At 38.7% G+C, this 23,064-nt stretch carries 18 protein-coding genes; 8 read left to right on the plus strand and 10 right to left on the minus strand.

The annotated features are described in order from the left end of the window. The first annotated feature begins 390 nt into the window (after window positions 1–390). Window positions 391–618, plus strand: a complete 228-nt coding sequence (locus ACN9MR_RS05615) for a hypothetical protein (RefSeq protein WP_426328627.1) — start codon at window positions 391–393, stop codon at window positions 616–618. A gap of 1,115 nt (window positions 619–1,733) precedes the next feature. Here the strand turns inward: ACN9MR_RS05615 and ACN9MR_RS05620 are convergent. Continuing rightward, window positions 1,734–2,354: an L-threonylcarbamoyladenylate synthase gene (locus ACN9MR_RS05620; RefSeq protein ID WP_167293758.1), complete on the minus strand. Its 621-nt coding sequence runs from the start codon at window positions 2,352–2,354 to the stop codon at window positions 1,734–1,736. A 126-nt stretch (window positions 2,355–2,480) separates the two neighbouring features. On the opposite strand from ACN9MR_RS05620, the gene ACN9MR_RS05625 reads away from it, so the two are divergent. From ACN9MR_RS05625 to ACN9MR_RS05640, 4 genes are all read left to right on the plus strand, one after another. After that, window positions 2,481–2,738, plus strand: a complete 258-nt coding sequence (locus ACN9MR_RS05625; protein WP_426328628.1) for a type II toxin-antitoxin system Phd/YefM family antitoxin — start codon at window positions 2,481–2,483, stop codon at window positions 2,736–2,738. Further along, complete coding sequence (locus ACN9MR_RS05630; protein ID WP_029275821.1) at window positions 2,731–2,985, plus strand: Txe/YoeB family addiction module toxin; 255 nt, start codon at window positions 2,731–2,733, stop codon at window positions 2,983–2,985. The genes ACN9MR_RS05625 and ACN9MR_RS05630 overlap by 8 nt, the downstream gene beginning before the upstream one ends. A 10-nt stretch (window positions 2,986–2,995) precedes the next feature. Next, complete coding sequence (locus tag ACN9MR_RS05635; RefSeq protein ID WP_426328629.1) at window positions 2,996–4,657, plus strand: FMN-binding glutamate synthase family protein; 1,662 nt, start codon at window positions 2,996–2,998, stop codon at window positions 4,655–4,657. A gap of 1,114 nt (window positions 4,658–5,771) precedes the next feature. After that, window positions 5,772–6,065 (plus strand): GIY-YIG nuclease family protein, encoded by a 294-nt coding sequence (locus ACN9MR_RS05640; RefSeq protein WP_426328630.1) that lies wholly within the window; start codon window positions 5,772–5,774, stop codon window positions 6,063–6,065. 527 nt (window positions 6,066–6,592) lie between these two features. Here ACN9MR_RS05640 and asnS read toward each other — a convergent pair. Next, window positions 6,593–8,041, minus strand: coding sequence for an asparagine--tRNA ligase (asnS, locus tag ACN9MR_RS05645; protein ID WP_426328631.1), 1,449 nt, complete (start codon window positions 8,039–8,041; stop codon window positions 6,593–6,595). Window positions 8,042–8,242: 201 nt separating this feature from the next. Between asnS and ACN9MR_RS05650 the strand changes: the two genes are divergently transcribed. After that, window positions 8,243–9,574, plus strand: a complete 1,332-nt coding sequence (locus tag ACN9MR_RS05650) for a MutS-related protein (RefSeq protein ID WP_426328632.1) — start codon at window positions 8,243–8,245, stop codon at window positions 9,572–9,574. 58 nt (window positions 9,575–9,632) lie between these two features. Here the strand turns inward: ACN9MR_RS05650 and ACN9MR_RS05655 are convergent, their stop codons facing one another. From ACN9MR_RS05655 to lpdA, 8 genes are all read right to left on the minus strand, one after another. Then, complete coding sequence (locus tag ACN9MR_RS05655; protein ID WP_426328633.1) at window positions 9,633–10,625, minus strand: transglutaminase family protein; 993 nt, start codon at window positions 10,623–10,625, stop codon at window positions 9,633–9,635. A gap of 89 nt (window positions 10,626–10,714) precedes the next feature. Further along, entirely contained in the window at window positions 10,715–11,650 is a 936-nt protein-coding gene (locus ACN9MR_RS05660) for an alpha-E domain-containing protein (RefSeq protein ID WP_426328634.1), read from the minus strand. A gap of 10 nt (window positions 11,651–11,660) precedes the next feature. Continuing rightward, window positions 11,661–13,109, minus strand: coding sequence for a circularly permuted type 2 ATP-grasp protein (locus ACN9MR_RS05665; RefSeq protein WP_426328635.1), 1,449 nt, complete (start codon window positions 13,107–13,109; stop codon window positions 11,661–11,663). Window positions 13,110–13,759: 650 nt separating this feature from the next. Further along, window positions 13,760–14,287 (minus strand): ferritin, encoded by a 528-nt coding sequence (locus ACN9MR_RS05670; RefSeq protein WP_057934873.1) that lies wholly within the window; start codon window positions 14,285–14,287, stop codon window positions 13,760–13,762. 909 nt (window positions 14,288–15,196) lie between these two features. Then, on the minus strand, window positions 15,197–15,556 hold the full coding sequence (locus tag ACN9MR_RS05675; protein ID WP_426328636.1) for a hypothetical protein: 360 nt from the start codon (window positions 15,554–15,556) through the stop codon (window positions 15,197–15,199). A 113-nt stretch (window positions 15,557–15,669) separates the two neighbouring features. After that, entirely contained in the window at window positions 15,670–16,230 is a 561-nt protein-coding gene (locus tag ACN9MR_RS05680) for a GNAT family N-acetyltransferase (protein ID WP_426328637.1), read from the minus strand. Beyond that, window positions 16,231–17,070 (minus strand): MBL fold metallo-hydrolase, encoded by an 840-nt coding sequence (locus ACN9MR_RS05685; protein ID WP_426328638.1) that lies wholly within the window; start codon window positions 17,068–17,070, stop codon window positions 16,231–16,233. It lies immediately after the preceding gene. Between the two features lie 211 nt (window positions 17,071–17,281). Further along, window positions 17,282–18,670, minus strand: coding sequence for a dihydrolipoyl dehydrogenase (gene lpdA, locus ACN9MR_RS05690; protein ID WP_426328639.1), 1,389 nt, complete (start codon window positions 18,668–18,670; stop codon window positions 17,282–17,284). A 613-nt stretch (window positions 18,671–19,283) separates the two neighbouring features. On the opposite strand from lpdA, the gene ACN9MR_RS05695 reads away from it, so the two are divergent. Beyond that, window positions 19,284–22,535, plus strand: coding sequence for a TonB-dependent receptor (locus tag ACN9MR_RS05695; RefSeq protein WP_426328640.1), 3,252 nt, complete (start codon window positions 19,284–19,286; stop codon window positions 22,533–22,535). 176 nt (window positions 22,536–22,711) lie between these two features. After that, window positions 22,712–23,023: a hypothetical protein gene (locus ACN9MR_RS05700; protein ID WP_426328641.1), complete on the plus strand. Its 312-nt coding sequence runs from the start codon at window positions 22,712–22,714 to the stop codon at window positions 23,021–23,023. Window positions 23,024–23,064: the final 41 nt, after the last annotated feature.

A 23,064-nucleotide genomic window follows, 5' to 3' on the forward strand; every position in this document is an offset into this window, starting at 1 on the left:
TAACAAGGCATAACTGAAAGGCTTGGAACTGATGTCGGATAAATTCGTCAAAGCTTTTTGGGTCGCCAGCACAAGCCCCCGATGAAGGATCGGGGAGGGCGTGCTGCCTCGGGGTAGTGGTAGGTTGAAAGGAGGTGCAAAAGCTTTAACGTTTTCTCCTTCCATCAGTTCCGAGGCCGGATAGCAGGGAGCAGATAGCATGGTGCACAATGCAGGGTGCGGTAATTTGTTTTTTAGTCCTTTCCCTTTCAGGGGAAAGGTGCGGATAGGCGGATAGGGGTTTAGGGCGCTCGCTATAATACGGTCGTCATTCGATAGCTATCGGATCCCGCACAGGTGGGAAGCGGTATTGTTGTCTTTGAGGACTTTGTGTCGTTGGGTTTTAAAGCTATGGGTGGGAACTCCCCTCCTTCAGGAGGGGTTGGGGGAGGTTTTGCTCCAGGCTCGGTCTTGCCTCGGCTACCGATAGAAATCGGTACAGGTCTACCGCCGCCGAGGGGCTCTTACCTTTTTCTTGATAAAAAGGTAACCAAACCTGAGCGTAGCGAAAGCATGACTACCTTTAAAAACAACAAACACCAAGGCATAAATCAAGGCTTGCATCCGTTTTTTATGTGATCGTATTGTTTTTTATAGGTATAAAAGATTGTTGCGCAATTCTTGTAAAAACCTACGGAAATCTTAATTGCGGCAGTATCGAGGCTCTTGCCCTTACTTATCCCACCGCTCCCGCTTGATCCTGCCTTGGGCTGTGGGGTAATGAGGGGAAGTGCACAGATTTCCGTGCTTTTTCCTACGAAAATCTGCTAGGCCGGATAGCAGGGTGCAGATCGCATGTAGCATATTGTAAGGTGCAGAGACAGGCATCCGTAGATTGATTACGCTGAAACTATGAGGGGTATGTCGGGTCGTCATCTCGACCGCAGTGTTCCAGGGGAACTCCTTTGGAGGAGAGATCTTTGGACCTGATTCTTACTAAGAAAATTTGCTAGGCCGATAGCATGGTGCACAATGCAGGGTGCGGTAATTTGTTCTTTAGTCCTTTCCCTTTCAGGGGAAAGGTGCCGATAGGCCGATAGGGGTTTAGGGCGCTCGCTATAATACGGTCGTCATCCGATAGCTATCGGATCCCGCACAGGTGGGAAGCGGTATTGTTGTCTTTGAGGACTTTGTATCGTTGGGTTTTAAAGCTATGGGTGGGAACTCCCCTCCTTCAGGAGGGGTTGGGGGAGGTTTTGCTCCAGGCTTAGGCTTGCCTCGGTTAGCCACCGAAGGGCTTTTGCTTTTTTCAGTTGTGTATATGTTTTTATAGGCCTTCAAGCTTGCTTCGCAGGTTTCCTTGATGAAAAAGTAACAAACCTGAGCGCAGCGAAAGCATGCCTGCCATTAAAACAACAAACGCAAAGGCATAACTGAAAGGCTTGGACCTAATGTCGGATAAGCAAGCCAGCATGGTGCCTAAAACCCGCACGATACAATGCAATCCGACAAATTCGAATGAAATTACAAATAGGATACAACCTGTTTTAAGCACTAAATATTCATCTTCGGAGAGCCCACTTTGTTACTAAGCCTGATTGAAACGGAAAGCCCGCATCCCGATTTTAATCGGGGAGGACTTGAAGTGTAAAGCAGGGCTGGAGGCCGCCACAGGGAACTGAAACCGTCACTTCCAAAAAAAAGCAATCTAACAGGCCTGTAAAATAGGCGATCTGGCTTACACGATAATAAGCTTACAAATATTCTTCTATATTTCCTTTACCCTCGCGGATCACTTCGAACTCGCCTGTTGTACAGTCGATTACGGTAGAGGCTTCATTATCGCCAAAACCGCCGTCGATTACCAGGTCGACCAGGTCTTCGTATTTTTCGTGGATCAATTCCGGGTCAGTAGAATATTCGATTACATCATCATCATCCTTTATCGAAGTAGATAGGATAGGGTTACCCAGTTCTTTTACAATACAACGGGCAATGTTGTTATCGGGCACACGGATACCCACCGTTTTTTTATTGGAACTCAATAGCTTGGGTACGTTGTTGTTCGCATTGAAAATAAAGGTAAATGGTCCTGGTAAAGCTTTTTTTAACACCCTGAATGTGGTATTATCAATCGGTTTAATGTAATCCGAAATGTGCTTTAAATCGTGACAGATGAAAGAGAAATTGGCCTTTTCAGGTTTTATGCCACGTATTCTGCAAATTTTTTCGATCGCTTTCGGATTGGTAATGTCGCAGCCCAAACCATAAATGGTATCGGTAGGATAGATGATCAGGCCACCTTTCTTTAACACTTCAACAACTTGTTCAATGGCTCTTTCGTTGGGGTTTTCTGGATAGATCTTAATAAGCATAGCGTAAAAATAACAAATTAATACGTTTGTTGTTTAAATAACATTAATCATAAGCATTCTAAATATGTACAAATAATTGTACAGTTTTTTTATTATCTTTAATTTTGAAGATTATTAAGAAGTACTATGGAAATCACAAATTACACCTCATTCAGACAAAGTTTAAAGTCTTATTTAGATAAGGTTTTTACAAATCATACCCCCTTATTTGTTACCCGGGCAAAAGGAGAAGATGTTGTTGTGCTATCTAAAGCAGATTATGATAGTATGCAGGAAACTTTTTATTTGTTAAAAAGCCCAAAAAATGCAATTAGACTTGAGCAGGGACTAAAAGATTATGAGGATGGTTTAGCCAAGGAGCAAGACTTGATCGATAATGATTAAATTGTTTCTCGATGGTGCATGGGAGGATTATCTCTATTGGCAATCGGTTGATAAATCGGTTCTGAAGAAAATAAATGCTTTGATAAAAGAAATCGAACGTACACCTTTTGAAGGTACCGGGAAACCTGAACCACTAAAACATCAATATTCTGGATGGTGGTCGAGGAGGATTAATTTAGAACATAGACTTGTTTACAAAGTAGAGGATAATAAAATTATCCTTTTACAGTGCAGGTATCATACTTAACAATAACAACATGAGAAAAGCTTTCGTCGCGATTGCCGCATTTTTAATCGCCCTAACCATTATGTTGGGCTTGTATCATCCCTTTTTGTGGTGGACATTCATTTTTACAGGTCCTTTTGTAATTCTTGGTATATACGATTTATATCAGCCCAAGCACAGTATCGTAAGAAATTATCCGGTTTTTGGCCGTTTAAGATACTTTATGGAAGAATTGAGGCCGAAAGTTTACCAGTATTTTGTAGAGAGCGATACGAACGGTACGCCTTACAGCAGGTTAAACCGCTCATTAATCTATCAACGTGCTAAAAAAGATAACGATACCATTCCATTCGGAACGCAGTTAAATGTTTACGATAATGGCTACGAATGGTTAAGCCATAGTATTGCGGCCATTTCTCACCACGAATTAAACTTAGATCCACGTGTTATGGTCGGCGGTCCGGATTGTAAGAAACCTTACTCTGCGAGTATCTATAATATATCGGCCATGAGCTTTGGCTCATTAAGTCAGAATGCCATTCTGGCTTTAAACGGTGGTGCTAAAATGGGCAACTTTGCACACAATACGGGTGAAGGTGGAATCAGCGATTATCACCGTCAGCCAGGTGGCGATTTGATCTGGCAGATTGGTACCGGTTATTTCGGTTGCCGTAATGCCGATGGTACCTTTAATTATGATGCTTACGCTGAAAGGGCACAAACCGACCAGGTAAAAATGATCGAGATTAAACTTTCGCAAGGTGCTAAACCTGGTCACGGTGGGATGCTGCCAGCCAGTAAGGTAACACCAGAAGTCGCCAGGATCCGTTTAGTGCCCGAAGGTAAAGATGTATTGTCGCCACCCGCTCACTCGGCATTTAATACCCCGATCGGTTTATTGGAGTTTGTGAAGAAACTCCGCGATTTATCGGGCGGTAAACCCGTAGGATTTAAATTGTGTATCGGTCGTAAAAGCGAGTTTTATGCCATTTGTAAAGCCATGGTAGAAACCGGTATTTATCCTGATTTTATTACTGTTGATGGTGGCGAAGGCGGAACAGGTGCTGCCCCACAGGAGTTTTCGAATTCGGTAGGTATGCCTTTGCGCGAAGGTGTAGCTTTTGTATACGATGTTTTGAATGGTTTTGATCTGAAAAAACACATTAAAATTATCGCCTCGGGTAAAGTGGCAACAGGTTTCGACCTGGTTAAAAATATAGCCCTTGGTGCCGATATGTGTAATGCTGCCCGCGGAATGATGTTCGCTTTAGGTTGTATTCAGGCTTTGGAATGTAATAGTAATACCTGCCCAACAGGCGTAGCTACACAGGATCAGAGTTTAATGAAAGGCCTTGTGGTAGAAGATAAAACCGTTCGGGTTAAAAACTTCCATAACTTAACCGTAGCCAGTGCGGTAGAATTATTGGGTGCAGCAGGTTTAAGAGAGACACACCAGTTAAGCAGGGCGTATATCAATAGGAGGGTGAGTCCGAGTGTAATGCAGAGTTATTTGGAGAGTTTTCCATATATCCCGGCAGGCAGCTTGTTAAAAACACCTTACCCAACACGTTACGAATTGGGCATGGCGCTGAGCACTTCGGCGAGTTTTGCCCCAACCGATTATAAGGTTTCGGCGGTAGATTATGCACATGCTAATCCGTATGGTGATACGATGCATGATGATGGAAGATAAATAGCGGGCGACTTCCGAAGTCTGAAAGGCCGGGAGTAGGGGCTCGTAAGTCTGGAGAGGGAATTTTTTAGCTGTTTTTTTGAAAAGCAAGGGCAGTGGTTCTTGGCTTCATTCAGCCCTGCTTTCCATTACAAGTCCGCACTCGTTCCTCGTTTGCGTGCTTTTCATTACAATCAGGTTTATTTCGCAGGGATAGAAAAACTATTAATGTCGAAACACCACCAAACGTTCCGGCGGGAACGATCGCTTGATAGAATTTGTTTTAATCCGGTTGTCATCCTGAGTTCATCTCAGGATCTTTATAGCAGGATAGCTACTGAAACAAGTTCGGTATGATGGGACCCTTTCTCTCGATCGTCACCCTGAGTTTAACTCAGGGTCTTGATAACGAAAGTAGCAGGATAGATACTGAAACAAGTTCAGTATGACGGACCCCCTCTCTCGATCGTTACCCTGAGTTTAACTCAGGGTCTTGATAACGAAAGTAGCAGGATAGCTACTGAAACAGGTTCAGTATGACGGACCCCTTCTCTCGATCGTCACCCTGAGGGGTAATTTATTGTATAAAAATCAATATGAGTGACATACAATCGTTTCCCTTTTCCTACTGCTCGGTCTTGCCTCGGCTCGCCGCCGCCGAAGGGCTCTCTTTTTGGCATCAAAAAGAAACAAAAACTGCCGGCTGAAAATTTTTCTTTCGAAGCTAGTGGGTTGGCTTAGACAGTGCAGCCCGAAAAATTTGTTAGGCCGGATTTAAGCAGAACGGAGATATCGTGCTATGGCCTAGCTGGATGGAAATACTAAAGCAGCTAAAGTTTTGATTAATAATGATTTGCAAATAACGTCAATGGTAGTTTAGCTCAGGGTCTTGATAACGAAAATAGCAGGATAGATACTGAAACAGGTTCAGTATGACGGACCCGCCCACTCGATCGTCACCCTGAGTTTAGCTCAGGGTCTTAATAACGAAAGTAGCAGGATAGATACTGAAACAAGTTCAGTATGACGGAATATGGAAATAAATTAAGGTTCCTTATCTTTCACGATCGCCTTACTGTTTCAGACATTCGGAGTCAGCATCTTTATTGTAAGAAAACTAAATGAATTAAAATTTATGGAACGAGGTGGATGCGTTTACATATTAACGAATCATACACATACGGTTTTATACGTCGGTGTAACATCTGATTTATATTTCAGAATAGTCGAACATAAGGAGAAGAAATATCCCGATTCATTTACAGCCAAGTATAACTGTAATAAACTCGTTTATTATGAACAGTTTGATTCTATTGAGGAAGCTATCGCAAAAGAAAAGCGGTTAAAAAACTGGAAACGGGCTTGGAAGATAAATTTGATTAATCAAAATAACCCAAATTGGGAGGATTTCTTTGAAACCCTCGAATAAAGTTGAAATTCAATCCCTTCAATCCGTCACCCTGACCTGTAGCGCAGCGAAAATCTACGCAGTAAATTCATTTTCAGTGTCTTGATAACGAAAATAGCAGGATAGATACTGAAACAGGTTCAGTATGACGGACCCCTTCTCTCGATCGTCACCCTGAGTTTAGCTCAGTGTCTTGATAACGAAAATAGCATGATAGATACTGAAACAAGTTCAGTATGACGGCCCCCTCTCTCGATCGTCACTCTGAGTTTAGCTCACGGTCTTGATAACGAAAATAGCGGGATAGATACTGAAACAAGTTCAGTATGACGGACCCCTTCTCTCGATCGTCACCCTGAGTTTAGCTCAGGGTCTTAATAACGAAAGTAGCAGGATAGATACTGACACAAGTTCAGTATGATGGGACCCGTTCCCTCGCATTGTAAATCGAAATAATTTTATAGAAAAAAAGGAGTCAAGTTTTTTTAAACTTGACTCCTTTGATAATGGGCTATTTGTTTTCCCTAAACCCTAAACCCTAAACCCTCTTAAAATTCCGCGTTTTTAGGGAACCTTGGGAAAGCAATTACATCGCGGATGTTGGTCATTCCGGTTACAAACAATACCAAACGTTCGAAACCTAAGCCAAAACCCGAGTGCGGAGCTGATCCAAAACGGCGGGTATCTAAATACCACCAAAGTTCTTCCTGTGGAATGTTTAAATCTTCCATGCGTTTAGTTAAACGGTCTAAACGTTCCTCACGTTGCGATCCGCCAATCATTTCGCCAATACCCGGGAATAAAATATCCATTGCTGCAACAGTTTGTCTGCCTTCAGCATCTGGCTCATTCTGGCGCATGTAGAATGATTTAATATCAGCAGGATAATCCGTTAAGATTACCGGTTTTTTAAAGTGTTTTTCTACCAGGTAACGTTCGTGCTCGCTTTGTAAATCGGCACCCCATTCATCAATCAGGTATTTAAACTGTTTCTTCTGGTTTGGTTTAGAAGATTTTAAAATCCTGATCGCCTCAGTATAGGTTAAACGTTCAAACTCGTTGGCTAAACAGAAATCGAGTTTTTCTAACAAGCTAAATTCGCTGCGCTCGTTCTGTGGTTTTTGTTTGTCCTCTTCGGCCAAACGTGCGTTTAAGAATTCTAATTCATCCTTGCAGTTATCTAAAGCATATTTAATTACATACTTCATCATATCTTCTGCAAGCTGCATGTTATCTTCCAAATCGGCAAAGGCAACTTCTGGCTCAATCATCCAGAACTCGGCCAGGTGGCGTGTGGTATTTGAGTTTTCTGCCCTAAAAGTAGGTCCGAAAGTATAAATCTGTCCGAAAGCCATTGCTGCTAACTCACCTTCCAGCTGACCAGATACGGTTAAGTTGGTTGCACGGGCAAAGAAATCCTGCGAGAAATCTACTTTACCATCATCTGTACGTGGTGTATTATCAAAATCTAAAGTGGTTACCTTGAACATTTCGCCGGCACCTTCTGCATCACTTGCGGTAATTACAGGCGTGTGCATGTATACAAAGCCACGTTCGTTGTAGAATTGGTGGATGGCAAATGCCAAAGCATGACGTACTTTAAAAACGGCATTAAAAGTATTGGTACGGAAACGCAGGTGTGCAATTTCGCGTAAAAACTCTAAACTGTGTTTTTTTGGTTGCAATGGGAATTTTTCAGGATCGCTATCACCTAAAATTTCTACAGTTGTTGCCTTAATCTCAACAGTTTGACCTTTACCTAAAGATTCTACCAATTTACCTGTTGCAGAAATGGCTGCACCAGTAGTTATTCTTTTTAACAGCTCATCGGGTAAATTATTAAAATCGATCACCACCTGGATATTGCTCATGCAAGACCCGTCATTTAATGCAATAAACTGATTATTACGGAAAGTTCTAACCCATCCCATAACCGTTACCTCTGTGTCAAATGCTGTCGACTTTAATAAATCTTTAATTTGCTGTCTCTTAATCATATTGTTATTTGTAAAAGGCGCAAATTTAGAAAAAAAAGTTTATCAGTTGGCAGTTTGCGGGTTTCAGTTGACAGTTTTTTTAGCATTAAGCAAAATCAGACTGTTAATTGCCAATTGAAAACGGCCAACTATTATAGTAAATTCTTATCTTGAAAAGATTATAGATAAAAACAATTTTAGCATATCCATCTACAGCGCCCCATGAATAAGTTTGATATAGATAAACAAACCTTGGCTGATTTAAACATATTTGAGGTTTATGGTTTAGATAAAAGTGTTTTTTCATTATTCAATTTTACTTCGACAATTAAAGGCAGGGATAAACTGATCGATATTTTTAGAACACCATCTACTGATATTCAGGTCATTAACGAACGACAGCATGTTGTAAAATATCTTTCAGGTTATTCGGGTAATTTAAATTTTGATCGCACCAACATCGATTTTGTTGAAAGCTATCTGATGCAATATGCTAAAATCAAGTCTTATTCCAGGATATCCGCATTAGCTAAGTCTGTCAATTATTTCTTTTATCCAAACCAGGGTTATTACTTAAAAGAGAAAGGTATAAAAGAAATAATTTTTTTGCTTAAAAAGCTGGGCGAGGTTTTTGCCGGATTGAATGATAAAGATAAACCTGAACTGGCGAAAGAATTTGATGATGTTGTATTCACCTTATTTAAGCAGGTATTAGTTAAAAGTATTGTTGAACGCAAAGAAAAGAAGATCAGCATATTCGAATTAGAGGAACTTGATTTTATTTTTAAGAAAACTGAGCTGAAAACGATCAAGAAGTTTTTAGACATAATCTACCAGGTAGATGCTTATTTTTCTATTGTTCTGGCCGCCAGAAAGTTTAAATTAACCCTGCCAAATGTAAATTTAAAAGCGCGTCATTTTCATATCAGTGGCGTTTTTCATCCTTTTTTAAGTAATCCTGTTGCTAATGATATTGAATTCGGAACGGAGAAAAATATCTGCTTTCTTACGGGGAGTAATATGGCTGGAAAATCTACTTTTTTAAAGTCTGTTGGTATATCTGTTTATTTGGCGCATTTAGGGCTTCCGGTTCCTGCAAAATACATGGAAACGAGTATTTGGCAAGGGCTAATATCGACTATAAATTTGCCCGATAATTTGAATCAAGGCTATAGTCATTTTTACAATGAAGTTTTAAGGGTAAAACATGTTGCTGAGAAGATTAAGATCTCTAAAAATATTTTCGTAATTTTTGATGAGTTGTTTAGGGGTACAAATGTAAAAGACGCTTTTGATGGGTCTTTATCTGTAATTAAATCATTTTCTAAAATAGAAGATTGTTGTTTCATGATTTCGACTCATATTATTGAGGTTGCCGAAATGCTGAAAGATAATAAAAACATCATGTTCAAATATCTTTTCACTAAAATGAAAGATAACAAACCTGCATTTACTTATAACCTGATGGATGGGATTACCGATGAACGGATAGGGATGTGGATTATTGAAAATGAAAAGATCGATGAAATTTTAAGCAGTAGAGCCATTAGCTAAGTCTCTACTGCTTTGTTTTTCTAATCAATTGAACTGCTAACTGCCAGCTGCAAATTGCCTACTGTTGTTGTTGTTGTTGTTGTTGCATCGCTTCCATATATTGCTGATAGCTGTTTTGTGTTCTTGCAGTGGTTATTATTCCGGATGGTTTAGTGTAATTCACTTCTTTTGGCTGAAAATAAGTTTCATTATCATTAAAGTCTTCATCGTTATAACCTACTGATACGTTAACTTCCATAATATGTTCGAAACCACCTTTGTAAACCCCTTTTACTGGTGAGCAATCGGCAAAATTACGGCCCACTGCGAGGCGTACATGGTTTTCGTTGGCAATACAGTTATTGGTGGGATCTAAACCCAGCCAGCCATATTCTGGTAAATAAGCCTCAGCCCAGGCATGGGTTGCGCCCTCGCCCCGCATGCCATCTCTGTTGGGGCATATATAACCGCTCACATATCTTGCCGGGATGCCCGTTAAACGCAACATGGCGGTTAGTACATGGGCAAAATCCTGACAAACACCTGCTCTAAGTTTTAAAATTTCATCTATGGTGGTGTCAACAGCGGTTACACCCTTAATGTATTCGAAATTATTGAAAACATCGGCGCAATATTTTATTGCGGTTTGATAGGGGGTATCTTCAGCATCTTTAATCTTAAGCGCAGTTTCTTTCAGCTGGTTGATGCCCTCGAAGCTTTCTTGTCGCAAGTAATCGATATATGGCACTTCGAATTTTAGGACGCTTAAACTGTTCCACTGCTCACTGCTAAACATATCGTCTTGCGGCAATGGCTTCGGGAAGGTTTCTACACTTACTTTAGAGAAAATTTTCAGCTGGGTATGTGGCTCATTTTGGGTAAATGTGCCTACTTCATTGCCATAGTAATCGATAAAGATTTCAATTTCCGGGCTTCCGGAGATATTCAGGTCGTGTTTAACCACCTTTTGGAAATCATCCTTAATCGGAAATAAAATAATCTGATTTGCACTATCCCGAACAGGCAATTCGTATTTGTAATTGGTGATATGTTTGATTTTGAAAATTGGCATATTGGTTTTTATTATTATAGGTTACCACAGATAAAAAAGATAAGCACCGATCATAAATCAATAAAAGAATAGTATCTGTGCTTAAAAATTTATGAATTTGCGAAATAATATTCGTTTAGCAGGTTTCCGATGCCGAAAAGTTCAGCTCTGATCTCTGTAAGGTAATGATGCAGCTGCTCTTCGTTCATGGTATTTACCGAGCTATAGGTAATCATGCTTTTTAAACGCCCTATTTTAAAAGATAAGTTGTTGTAATGTTCGATATTGCTTTCGCTTTTTAACCGGTTAAAATACCTTTCGATATTATGCATCGCATACAATGCCGACCTTGGAAAATCATTGTTGAGCATGACTAATTCGATGATGTTTTTTGCGTCGAAACCTTGCCTGTAAGTTTTTAGGTATAGCTCATAACCACCTAATGATAGCAATAAATGTTTCCAGTAGGATATATCCGTCAGCAGATCCGGATTGCTGCTTATCGAGCTGAATTTAATATCGAGAATATCGACTGACTGTATGCTTCTCTCCAGGTGTTTGCCAATATTCATAAAACTTCTGCTTTCGCCGCGCTCCATCACACTGTCGGCAGTTCCGTTATATAACATTACTTGTTTAATCAAAACATCCAGGGCGGTAACAGGATCATCTTTCTGTACGTACCACAATAATTTCTCGTCTTTTACCGCATGGTAATATTCGTTTAAACACTGCCATAAATCTTTAGGGATATGTTCCTGAACACTCCGTGCATTTTCCCTTGCCAGGGTAACGATGTTTAAAATAGAATTTTGATTCTCGCGGTTTAACAAGAGGTATTCTATTACCGCCCGGCTATCGTGCTGGATATTCAATAATTCATTTTCGTCATCTGAAGAAAAAATCCTGATGACGGGCTTCCAGGTAAATTCCTGTATGGTATCTTGTGAGGAAGCATAATTTGTTTTTAACATGCGCAGCATACCATCGCTGCGCTCAACATATCTGCTTAGCCAATATAAGCTTGATGCAACTCTACTTAACATATTCTGTATTCTAAGAAGTTAAAACCCATGTATCTTTACTGCCACCGCCCTGCGAGCTGTTTACGACCAGCGAACCTTCTTTTAGAGCCACCCTGGTTAAGCCACCCGGCACAATTGAAATGCCATCCGGTCCGTTTAAGGCGAAAGGACGAAGGTCGATTCTGCGTGGCGCCAGTTTTCCGTTGATAAAACACGGTGCTGACGACAGGCTTATGGTAGGTTGGGCAATAAAATTGCGGGGATCTTTCAGTACTTCGATTTTGTATTCGTCAGTTTCCTGCTCGCTGGCAGCGTGCCCCATTAACATGCCATATCCACCACTTCCATTGGTTTTTTTTATGACCATTGTATTGATGTTTTCAAAAACATAATCGAGCTCGTCTTTATTGCTGAGCTGGTAAGTGGGTACATTCTTGAGTATGGGTTCTTCATTCAGGTAGTACCTGATCATATCTGGTACATAAGTATAAACGGCTTTGTCGTCGGCTACGCCATTGCCTATTGCATTAATAATGGCTACATTACCTTTGCGATAGGCACCCATTAGGCCGGCAACACCCAATACGCTGTTCGGATTAAAAACCAGCGGATCAAGATAGTCGTCGTCTACACGGCGATAAATCACATCAACCTGTTGCAGGCCAGTAGTGGTTTTCATAAATACCTTTTGATTTTTAACCACCAGATCACGTCCCTCTACCAGTTCTACCCCCATTAAGCGGGCCAGGGTGGTATGTTCGTAATACGCAGAATTATACATGCCGGGGCTTAACAGTACAATTGTTGGATTCGAAACAGCTCTGGGAGAGAGGCTCATTAAATTTTTATATAATATGGCAGGATATTCGGTTACACTCCTTACGCCGCATTGCGGAATAAGGTCGGGGAATAATCTTTTGGTGATTTCCCTGTTCTCGAGCATATAGCTTACGCCCGAAGGTGTGCGCAGGTTGTCTTCTAATACATAAAATGTTCCGTCATGATCTCTTATCAGGTCTATCCCTGCAATGTGGATATAGATATCGTGTAATACATTTACATTGTGCATCTCTCTTAAAAAATGCGGGCAAGAATAAATTACATTTATGGGGACAATCTGGTCTTTTAAGATAAATTGATTGCTATAGATGTCTTTTAAGAAAAGATTCAGCGCTTTTAGGCGTTGTTTTATTCCTTTTTCTATAAAACTCCACTCTGCTGATGTAATAATTCTCGGGATAATATCAAAAGGAAAGATTTTTTCGATGCCTTCGCCGCTATCATATACCGTAAAGGTAATGCCCTGGCTCATGAACAGCTTTTTGGCTAATTCTTCCTTTTTGTTCAGGTTTTCGAGCGATTCTTTAGAGAAATTGTTGATGAAGTTTGAATAATGATCTCGGTAATGATCACTGTTTAGGAACATTTCATCATAAGTTTTGGGATGATTTAAGTAATTTTTTATAAAATCTTCGATCATTTTGCTTAAATATTTCCTTAAATTATGATTTTGTAAGTAAAAAACTAATGTTTTTATGTTAAAAATTAATTTTTATATGATTTATATCCATTTCGATTATTTTTTATGTCTGTATTTTAGTGTTTTATGTATTTTATATTAAAATATTTAAATTTTTTAATAAAAATTCTTGCTAATATGAATAAAGTTTGTACTTTTGTAATGCTCGTTAATTATTATTATATATTTGGTTTAAAAAAAGCGCTGGTAACGGCGCTTTTTTTACAAAAGTATCAAGACTTATTCATAATCAACATAAACCAAACACCCTAAACCAGAAAGCTCCAGTAAAAACTGGAGCTTTTCTTTTTATTATAGGTTGTTAATCTCGATCCGATAGTTATTGGATGAAGCGTAGCGAAATGGAGCGTTCTCAAAGAAAAGTCGTCATTGCGAGAAGGCTTTTTCAGCCGACAGCCTGTCCCGATCTCGGGAAAGCAATCTTACAACGATCGCTATTAGCATGCGCTTTAAGATTGCTTCCCCGAGAAAGTCGAGGCAGGCGCTCGTTCCTCCTCGCAATGACGATTCCTCATAGGGAATCTAAGTGCATAAAAAAAAAGCTACCCTAATTTTAATCAGGATAGCTTTCAATATATGTTTTGTTGTTGTTATTCTTCTGAATAGGTGATTTTGTTCACGTGTTTATCAATTTCCCATCTTCCTGTGCCTTCTTCGCCAATTACTTCGAATAATTCTAATGCCCTGCGTGCTTTATATTCTTCTTCACGTTGCTCTTTCAGGAACCAGTTTAAGAATTCCATGGTTACAAAATCCTGTTCTTTATGGCATTTAGAAGCCAGGTTTTTAAAGCTTTGGGTAATGGCGATTTCTGCTTCTAAAGCATCTTCGAAAACTTCCCTAAATCCGGCAAATTCGGTTTTGATACCGGAAACCTCCGGAGATATTGCGTTTCCACCCATATCCAAAACATATTTGAACAATTTAAGCTGGTGTACTCTTTCTTCTTCAGATTGCTTTAAGAAATAATCTGCTGAAAAGTCGAATCCATTTTGGTCGCACCAAGATGACATTGATAAATATAGTGATGAAGAGTGGGCTTCTTTTTTGATCTGCTGATTTAATAATGTTTCGATATCCTGTGATATTAAACATTTAATGCGCATTAAGTCTTTCATAATTTTCTTTGCTTAACTAATGATACAAAGGTAACATCAAATTAACCATATTGTGTGATTTATTTGCTATATGAAATTAGTCTAAATTGCTGATAATTAGTTATTTGTAATCAGTTTAAATAAGGAGGAAGGGAGGGTGGGTAATGTAAGATGCATGACGGAAAATGTATGAATAACGCCAAACGGGTAGTGCTTGAGGATCAGAAGGATAAAGATCGGTTTTAGTTGGCAATTTTTCAGTTAACAGTTTTCAATTGGTAATTTTCATTTGTAGTTTTCAATGAATTAAGTCCATGAGAATAACTGAGGAGTTGAGAATAGGATAGTATATTGAAATTTACCTCGTGATTGTCATCATGCGAAATAACTTATTGTATAAAAACAATATTAATTAATGAGAGGGATTTTAGCGAATTGATAGGCCGCGAAGAATCGTCATCTCGACCGTAGCGGAGAGATCTTTTAGTCTAGTTCAAAGATCTCTCCACTACGCGGTGCTCCGGTCGAGATGACGCCGATTTTTAGAATCAGTGAATGGTAGTTTATCTCAGGATCTTTCCGATATAATAGATACTGAAACAAGTTCAGTATGACGCGCCGAATGGATTGAACGAAAAATGGATGTAATTAATACAGTACAGTTGACAATTTTCAATTGGTAGTTTAATATAAGCAGTTAATCTTTTTAAGCAATTGACCGATTAACCAATTTATATAGTTAACTAATTATTCTTACCATTAAGAAGTTAAAAAAATTAAGGTTTGAGTGAGGTTTGTGTGCAATTATGGCTATGAGCCATGCATTATAGAATTACTGTCTGTTAGGCGGTTTAAACAATTAACCTATTAACCAATCTGAACTTGCCAATAAACTAATGACCAATGACTAATGAACCATTGAACTAACGACTAATAAACCAGTCTATAAAGGCAATCGCTGATGAGGTGATTTAGTTTGAACATGGTAAAAGTACCTTGTAACAAATCTTTTAAAGCGATAATTTCTAAGGCACTTAATAAATAGATGTGTTCGCAGCCATTAAAGGTAACCAGTTCGAAATCGGCTTTGCGGGTGTTTAAAAGGAGTGCTTCAATATCAATATCTTCTACAACCTTTTTTAATTTTTGAAGCGACAGGCAATTGAAGCGTGCAAATTTGCCGCCAAAATCTACGTAAAAGCAGTTTAATTTATCTGATTGATAAATAGAGCCATGGGTATTTGAGAATACGTTAACCAGTTCATTAATATCGATACACGCTTTTTCCATCGGTTACAAAAATTGGTATTATTTAGATTAAATACAAATAAAAATGAAAATAAATTTGAGAAGTGCAGGGCGGGGAGCGTTTGGCGGTACAAAAACGATATGGGGGAAGGTGTTTATTTGATTTTAAAGATCATGTGATGGTATAATCCGCCCATAAATTCTTTTTCATTTTGAATAACAAAGCCCATATTCTGGTAAAGCTTTAATGCCCGGTCGTTGTTCTGTTCTACCAATAAGCCAGCAGTATGGTGACCAAGTTGTTCGGCCCAATCAATTCCTGCTTTAATGAGCTGTTTTCCTATTCCCTTTCCCTGGGCCAGTGGATTAACACTAATGGTATCGAGGTAAAATTCCCCGCTTTGGGTCTCGGTGCCCTGATCGGTGTTATTGGCCTGGTAATGCTCAGCCAGGTACGCTAAAAAGGGCTGGCGAAGCTTTAGGAGTTTGCTGCCATCATAGGCATTTAAAGATCCCAGGATTTTACCCTCATCTTCAAAAACCAAGGTGTTTTGGTAACTGTATTGGTTGTCCTTTTGTTGAAAGAAGTGTTTAAAGATCTGATTAATTATTTCATCATCTTCAACATTGGTTAATTTCTTCGCCAGTTTGTCCATCGCCTGAATAATCAGTGGTGCAACTTCTTCTGTATCTGCAGGTTTGGCTGGTCTGATCATCTAAATATCGCTTAGGCTAAAGGTTTCGGCAACTCGGATACCTTTTTCTGTTCTTTGTAAAGTGCAGCATTCGTTAACAGGATCGTGCTCCAGATATAATATATAGTTGTTGTTAACGGCTTCTTCTAAAAAGGCTTGTTTCTCGGTCAATGTTTTTAAAGGAAACATATCATAAGCCATTACATAGGGCAGGGGAAGGTGACCAACCGAAGGTAAAAGATCGGCCATGTACACGATGGTTCTGCCTTTGTAATTGATTTTGGGCAACATCATGGCATCGGTGTGACCGTAAACAAAGCCGATATTGATATTTTTCTGCCATTCGATATTTTCTTTTTCATCAATAAATTTAAGCTGTCCGCTTTCCTGGATCGGCAGAATGTTTTCTTTTAAGAAAGAAGCTTTTTCCCTCGCATTTGGCTCCACTGCCCATTGCCAGTGTTTTTCATTACTCCAATAAAGCGCATTTTTAAAGGCTGGGATCAGCTTGTCGTTTTCTCTTACTATTGCCCCACCCACATGATCAAAATGAAGGTGTGTGAGGAAAACATCGGTAATATCGGCCATACTGAAACCCAATCGTGTCAGCGATTTTTCCATCGAGTCGTCCCCATGCAGGTAATAATGACTGAAAAACTTTTCGTCCTGTTTGCTCCCGATACCGGTATCCACTAAAATCAATTGACTACCTTCTTCAATTAAAAGGCAACGCATGGCCCAGGTGCAAAGGTTGTTTGCGTCAGCTGGGTTGGTTTTTTGCCAGATGGCCTTGGGGACAACGCCGAACATGGCACCACCATCGAGTTTAAATAAGCCTGTGTTTATGGTGTGGAGTTTCATTTAGGGTTTAGGTTTAGGGTTTAGGGTTTAGGGTTTAGGGTTTAGGGTTTAGGGTTTAGGGTTTAGGGTTTAGGGTTTAGGGTTTAGGGTTTTTAAAAAAATGGCCTATAAAAATAAGAAAACCCTTTAGGATTAACTAAAGGGTTTTTATAATAATTGGGTTTACTTATGGTTTTGGCACCTTATGCCTTCCACCTTTAAACCTTCTACCTTATAAGTGTATCACTTCTCCGTATGCATCAGCTGCAGCTTCCATAATGGCTTCGCTCATGGTAGGGTGAGGGTGAACAGATTTAATCATTTCGTGACCAGTGGTTTCTAGTTTACGGGCAACTACGATTTCGGCAATCATTTCGGTAACGTTGGCACCGATCATGTGTGCGCCTAATAATTCGCCGTATTTAGCATCGAAAATTAATTTTACGAAACCGTCTTTAGCACCGGCAGCACTTGCTTTACCTGATGCAGAGAACGGGAATTTACCAATCTTTAATTCGTAACCAGCTGCTTTAGCTGCTTTTTCGGTATAACCTACTGAAGCAATTTCTGGCGTGCAATAGGTACATCCCGGGATGTTGTTATAATCTAACGGCTCGGCATGCTGACCAGCAATTTTTTCTACACAGATAATGCCTTCTGCAGAAGCCACGTGGGCAAGTGCCTGACCGCCTACTACATCGCCAATTGCATAATAACCTTTAACTGAAGTATTGTAGAATTCGTCGGTAACGATTTTACCTTTCTCTGTTTTGATACCGGTTTCTTCTAAACCAATGTTTTCGATGTTGGCTACAATACCTGCTGCCGAAAGCACGATGTCGGCCTCGATAGTCTGCATACCCGAAGCTGTTTTAACCGAAACTTTACAGCCTGCGCCGCTGGTATCAACAGATTCTACACTTGCTGATGTCATGACATCGATACCTGCTTTTTTCAGGCTGCGTAACAATTGTTTAGAAACGTCTTCGTCTTCAACCGGAACAACGTTATCCATAAATTCTACGATGGTTACTTTTGTGCCCATGGTGGCATAGAAATAAGCAAACTCTACACCAATAGCGCCAGAACCTACCACGACCATGCTTTTTGGTAATTCAGGAAGTACCATTGCCTGACGGTAGCCAATAATTTTTTTGCCATCTTGTTTCAGGTTAGGCAATTCTCTTGAACGGGCACCTGTAGCAATGATGATATTTTTAGCACTTAGTTCTTGTTGAGAACCATCTGCACCTTTAACTTCTAATTTGTTTCCTGGTTTTACTTTACCAGTACCCATAATTACGTCAATTTTATTTTTTTTCATTAAAAATTGAACGCCTTTACTCATGCCATCGGCTACGCCACGGCTGCGTTTTACCACAGCAGCAAAATCTGTCTTCGCTTCGCCAACCTGTATTCCGTAATCAGCAGCATGATTAATATATTCGAAAACCTGAGCACTTTTTAAAAGTGCTTTAGTAGGGATACAGCCCCAGTTTAAACAAATACCACCTAATGATTCACGCTCAACAATTGCAACTTTTAGTCCCAATTGAGAAGCTCTGATTGCAGCTACGTAACCACCTGGGCCGCTGCCTAAAACAATAACGTCGTAATTCATCTGTTTTTTAATCTATTTTAAAGAGATTTGTTTTTAATTGTTTTGTATTATCTGTAACCGTGTGGCTTCATCCTATAATCGTGGCTGCCTACATCCGGATTACAAAAAGTTAAAAGATCTTCATCCTGCAACAATCGTTCAAAACTAAAAAAAAAATGTCAATTGCTTAGCCCAATGTTGAGATAACAGTTAAAATTTACAATGATTGAATATTGTTTAAGCATTCTGTTTAAAAATGATAACTACAATGAAGCGGGTTTGCCGAATAATATATGGATAAGCTAACAAAAAGTTAAATAACAGCGATGTTTAGGTTTAAAAAATGTTGTTAACATGTATTATTTGAAAAATACCAATCTTAACTTAGGTTTTCTGCCTAAATTATAATCAACTGTTGATTTCGTTATTAAATATTTAGTTTTATAAACAATGTATTGATAAACTGAAAGTTATAATCGCTTCAATATGTGTTAAATGTTGAAAAGTTTTGCCTGACTTAATAATTATTTAACATTGGATGTTAAAATGTGTTAAATTTTATTGGGTACATTTGCAGCATAATATCCCTATTAGATTTATTATTCAACAACAAAAAACATTTAAAAAACAAAGTATGAAGAAATCTTTACTTTTAAGATTAGTACTGGTTATTGTTGCATTTGTAGGTATTACCGTTGGTGCAAATGCACAGGTAACCTCATCATCAATTTCAGGAACAGTTAAGGATGCCAAAGGCGCTTTGCCCGGTGCAAGTGTTAAAGCAACACACACACCAACAGGTACGGTTTATTCTGTATCAACTAACAATGAAGGTCGCTATGTAATTAACAATATGCGTGTTGGTGGTCCCTACACTATTGAAGTTAATTTTGTGGGATATCACCCTTTCACCAGTAAAGATATTTATTTGAACTTAGGTGAAAACAGTAAGCTTGACCCTGTTCTGGTTGATAACTCGGTACTTCTAACTGAAGTAAATATAACTGGTAACAGAAGCTCTGTAATTGGGAGAAATAAAACCGGAACTTCTACTTCTGTTTCAAGAAACCAGTTAGACATGTTGCCAACCATTTCAAGAAATATCAATGACTTTGCTCGCTTGAGTCCTATTGCTCTAGTAAGAAACAGCAGTACGGATGGTTCACCGCTAGGAATAAGCTTTGGCGGACAAAGCACACGTTATAATCAATTTACGATTGACGGTGCTAACTCAACTGACGTTTTTGGTCTTGCAAGTAATGGAACAAATGGTGGTCAGGCAGGTATTAATCCAATTCCATTTGATGCGATAGAGCAAGTACAGGTTTCATTATCTCCTTATGATGTTAGCCAAGCTGGTTTTACCGGAGGAAGTATGAACGCTGTAACAAAAAGTGGAACAAATGAGGTTCATGGAACAGCTTTTGGAACTTACCAAAATCAAGATTTAGTTGGAAGAAGTTATACAACAAGAAATAAGTATACAGATTTCAAATCTTTTCAATATGGATTAAGCATGGGCGGACCTATTATTAAAGATAAATTGTTTTTCTTCGTTGCTTATGAAGGTTTAAACAGAGACCAGCCTATTGCTAATCAACCTGGTGGACCTGATGGTACATCAAGAATTAGTGTTGCTAATGCTCAGACCCTAAAAGATTTTGTGATGAACAAATATGGTTATGACGTGGGTAAAATTAATGGAATTAATCTAACTAGAAAATCTGATAATATATTTGGTCGTATTGATTGGAACATCAACGACAAAAATAAATTAATGATCCGTGGAAATTACGTTCAGGGAAGTAATTATAGTATTTCAGATTCTCAAACAGCGATGTCATTCTATAACAATGGGTATGCTCAGAGTAATAAAACGACTTCTGTTGTTGCTGAATTAAGCTCTAAGTTATCAAATAGTGCTTCGAATTTACTGCGCTTAACTTATACTGCCATAAGGGATAGGAGAGATCCAGGAGTTGCGTTCCCAAGTGTTAGTATTGCTGATCCGGTTGCTGGAACTTTTCGGTTTGGTGCAGATTACAGTTCGCAGGCAAATAGCTTAAATCAAGATAATTTTACTTTGACAGATAATTTCAATGTAACATTAGGTTCTCACAGTCTTACATTCGGGACAGATAATTTATTTTATAAAACTAAAAACGTATTCTTACAAGGCGTTTATGGTGATTATAGTTTCACAAGTCTGGCCGGATTTATGGCTACTCCTCAAACTGGAATGACTCAATATCAAACGACTTATTCAACAGATAAGAGTGACCCATTAGCACCAGCTAGAATTAAAATGGCACAATTTAGTTTATATGCTCAAGATGTTTGGAGCATCAGAGACAATTTCAGATTAACCTATGGCGTAAGAGCAGAGGTGCCTGTATATTTAAACAATCCTGTAGATAATCCTGCGTTTAATGCTTCACCAGTAGCTATAGCTAACAATTTAGTAAATAGCAGAACTCCAAAATCAACTATTATTGTAACACCAAGACTAGGTTTTAACTGGGATGTGTTTAATAATTCTCAGACTCAAATCCGTGGTGGTGTAGGCATATTCTCTGGCCGAGTACCTATGGTATGGGTATCGAATCAATATTCGAATACTGGTAAAGCGACTATTAAGTATACTGCAAATTCAGCTGCAATAGGTCAAAACAATATAACATTTAATCCTTCATCTCCTTATCAGGGTACACCAACAACTCCGCCAGCAACTGAGGTAGATATAACAGATCCAAATTTCCAGGCACCAAGAGTATTAAAAACTAATTTGGCTGTTGATCAAAAATTACCGTGGGGTTTAGTAGGTACTATTGAAGGTACTTATACAAAAACAATCAAAGATATCTTGTATCAAGATATGAACTTAAACCCATCTTCTTACACTCTTGATATGGGTAATGGTGTAACAAGACCATTTTATAACGCAAGTAAGATAGATAAGAATTACACTAATATATTGTATTTAACCAATACGAATAAAGGTTATTCATATACTGTTTATGGAAAGCTAGAGAAACAATTTAGCAGCGGTTTCATGTCAAGCGTTTCTTATACCATTGGCCACTCATTTAACTTAAATGATGGTACTTCTTCTACAGCATTATCTAACTATAGATTTGCCTATAACGTAAACGGTTTAAACAATTTAGATTTAGCAACCAATAATAATGACATGGGTTCTAGAGTGTCATTTATGTTGGGTAAGAAATTTAAGTATGGTGGTGGTAAATTTGCTACTAACATAGGTTTATTCTACAACGGACAGTCTGGCCAAGCGCTTTCTTATGTTGTATTCGGTGACTTAAACGGTGATGATGGATCAACTACTGCGACACCATCAAAATCTTCAAGTAACAATGCCGATTTACTTTTTATCCCTGTAGACGCATCTAGCTTTATTACTTCTTTAACTGGTATTAAAGATCCGGTTACTGGTGTAACTGGTACTATGACTGGAGCAAGACAATATGAGTTGTTTCAACAATATGTAAACTCTGATCCTTATTTAAAAGAGAATATAGGTAAAAATACTAAGCGTAATGGTACACGTTTACCTTGGGAAAATCATTTCGATTTTAAATTAGTGCAGGATATTAATATCTATAAAAAGAGCGTATTTAGCTTCACATTTGATATTTTCAATGTTGGCAACTTAATAAACAAGAAATGGGGACAAGGATACTTCGCTTCAAATCAAGTAATCTCACCATTGAACATTGTTGGTTATACAACCACTGGTAATGTGGTAAAACCTAACTATACTTTTAACCCAACATTCGGTACTGATCAATATACAGGTAAACCATATGCTTATTCCGATTATTTATCACGTTGGAGTATGCAAATTGGTATCCGTGTTAAATATTAATTGATACTGATTTCAACATAATAGACCCCCGATCAACAGATCGGGGGTTTTTAGTTTATTAAGCTATTTAATGTATTTTAGAATATCTGTTTAATCCGGTAAACTTCTATGGTGATTTATAGAACTTTTATTGTAGCGTTTATTAACCCTGATACGTTTTTGTAATAAAAAATATTATGAAAAATCTCATCTATTTAATGCTCTTGTTTTTATGTTTTACTTCTTGTAAAAAGCTAACTGTAAAAGAAGAAAAAACATTTTATGAAATTAATGTACCCAAGCCTAATGGATACCTTACCAGTGCGATACGCGTTACACTCATGGTAGACGGCAAAGCAGATATAGTGCCAGGTGGCGATGTAGCATATGGAGGTACTTACAAAATCAAGGGCAAAAAGCTTACTGTTACAGCAGAAAAAGAATATGAATTTGAAGTCACCTCAGAAACAGAAATTAAGTACGGTGAAAGGATTTTGAGGTTACAATAGTTTATATATAGATACTTAGATGTTTTTACAAATCCGCAGTC

It is taken from the genome of Pedobacter sp. R-06 (assembly GCF_049913135.1).
Lineage (GTDB): Bacteria > Bacteroidota > Bacteroidia > Sphingobacteriales > Sphingobacteriaceae > Pedobacter.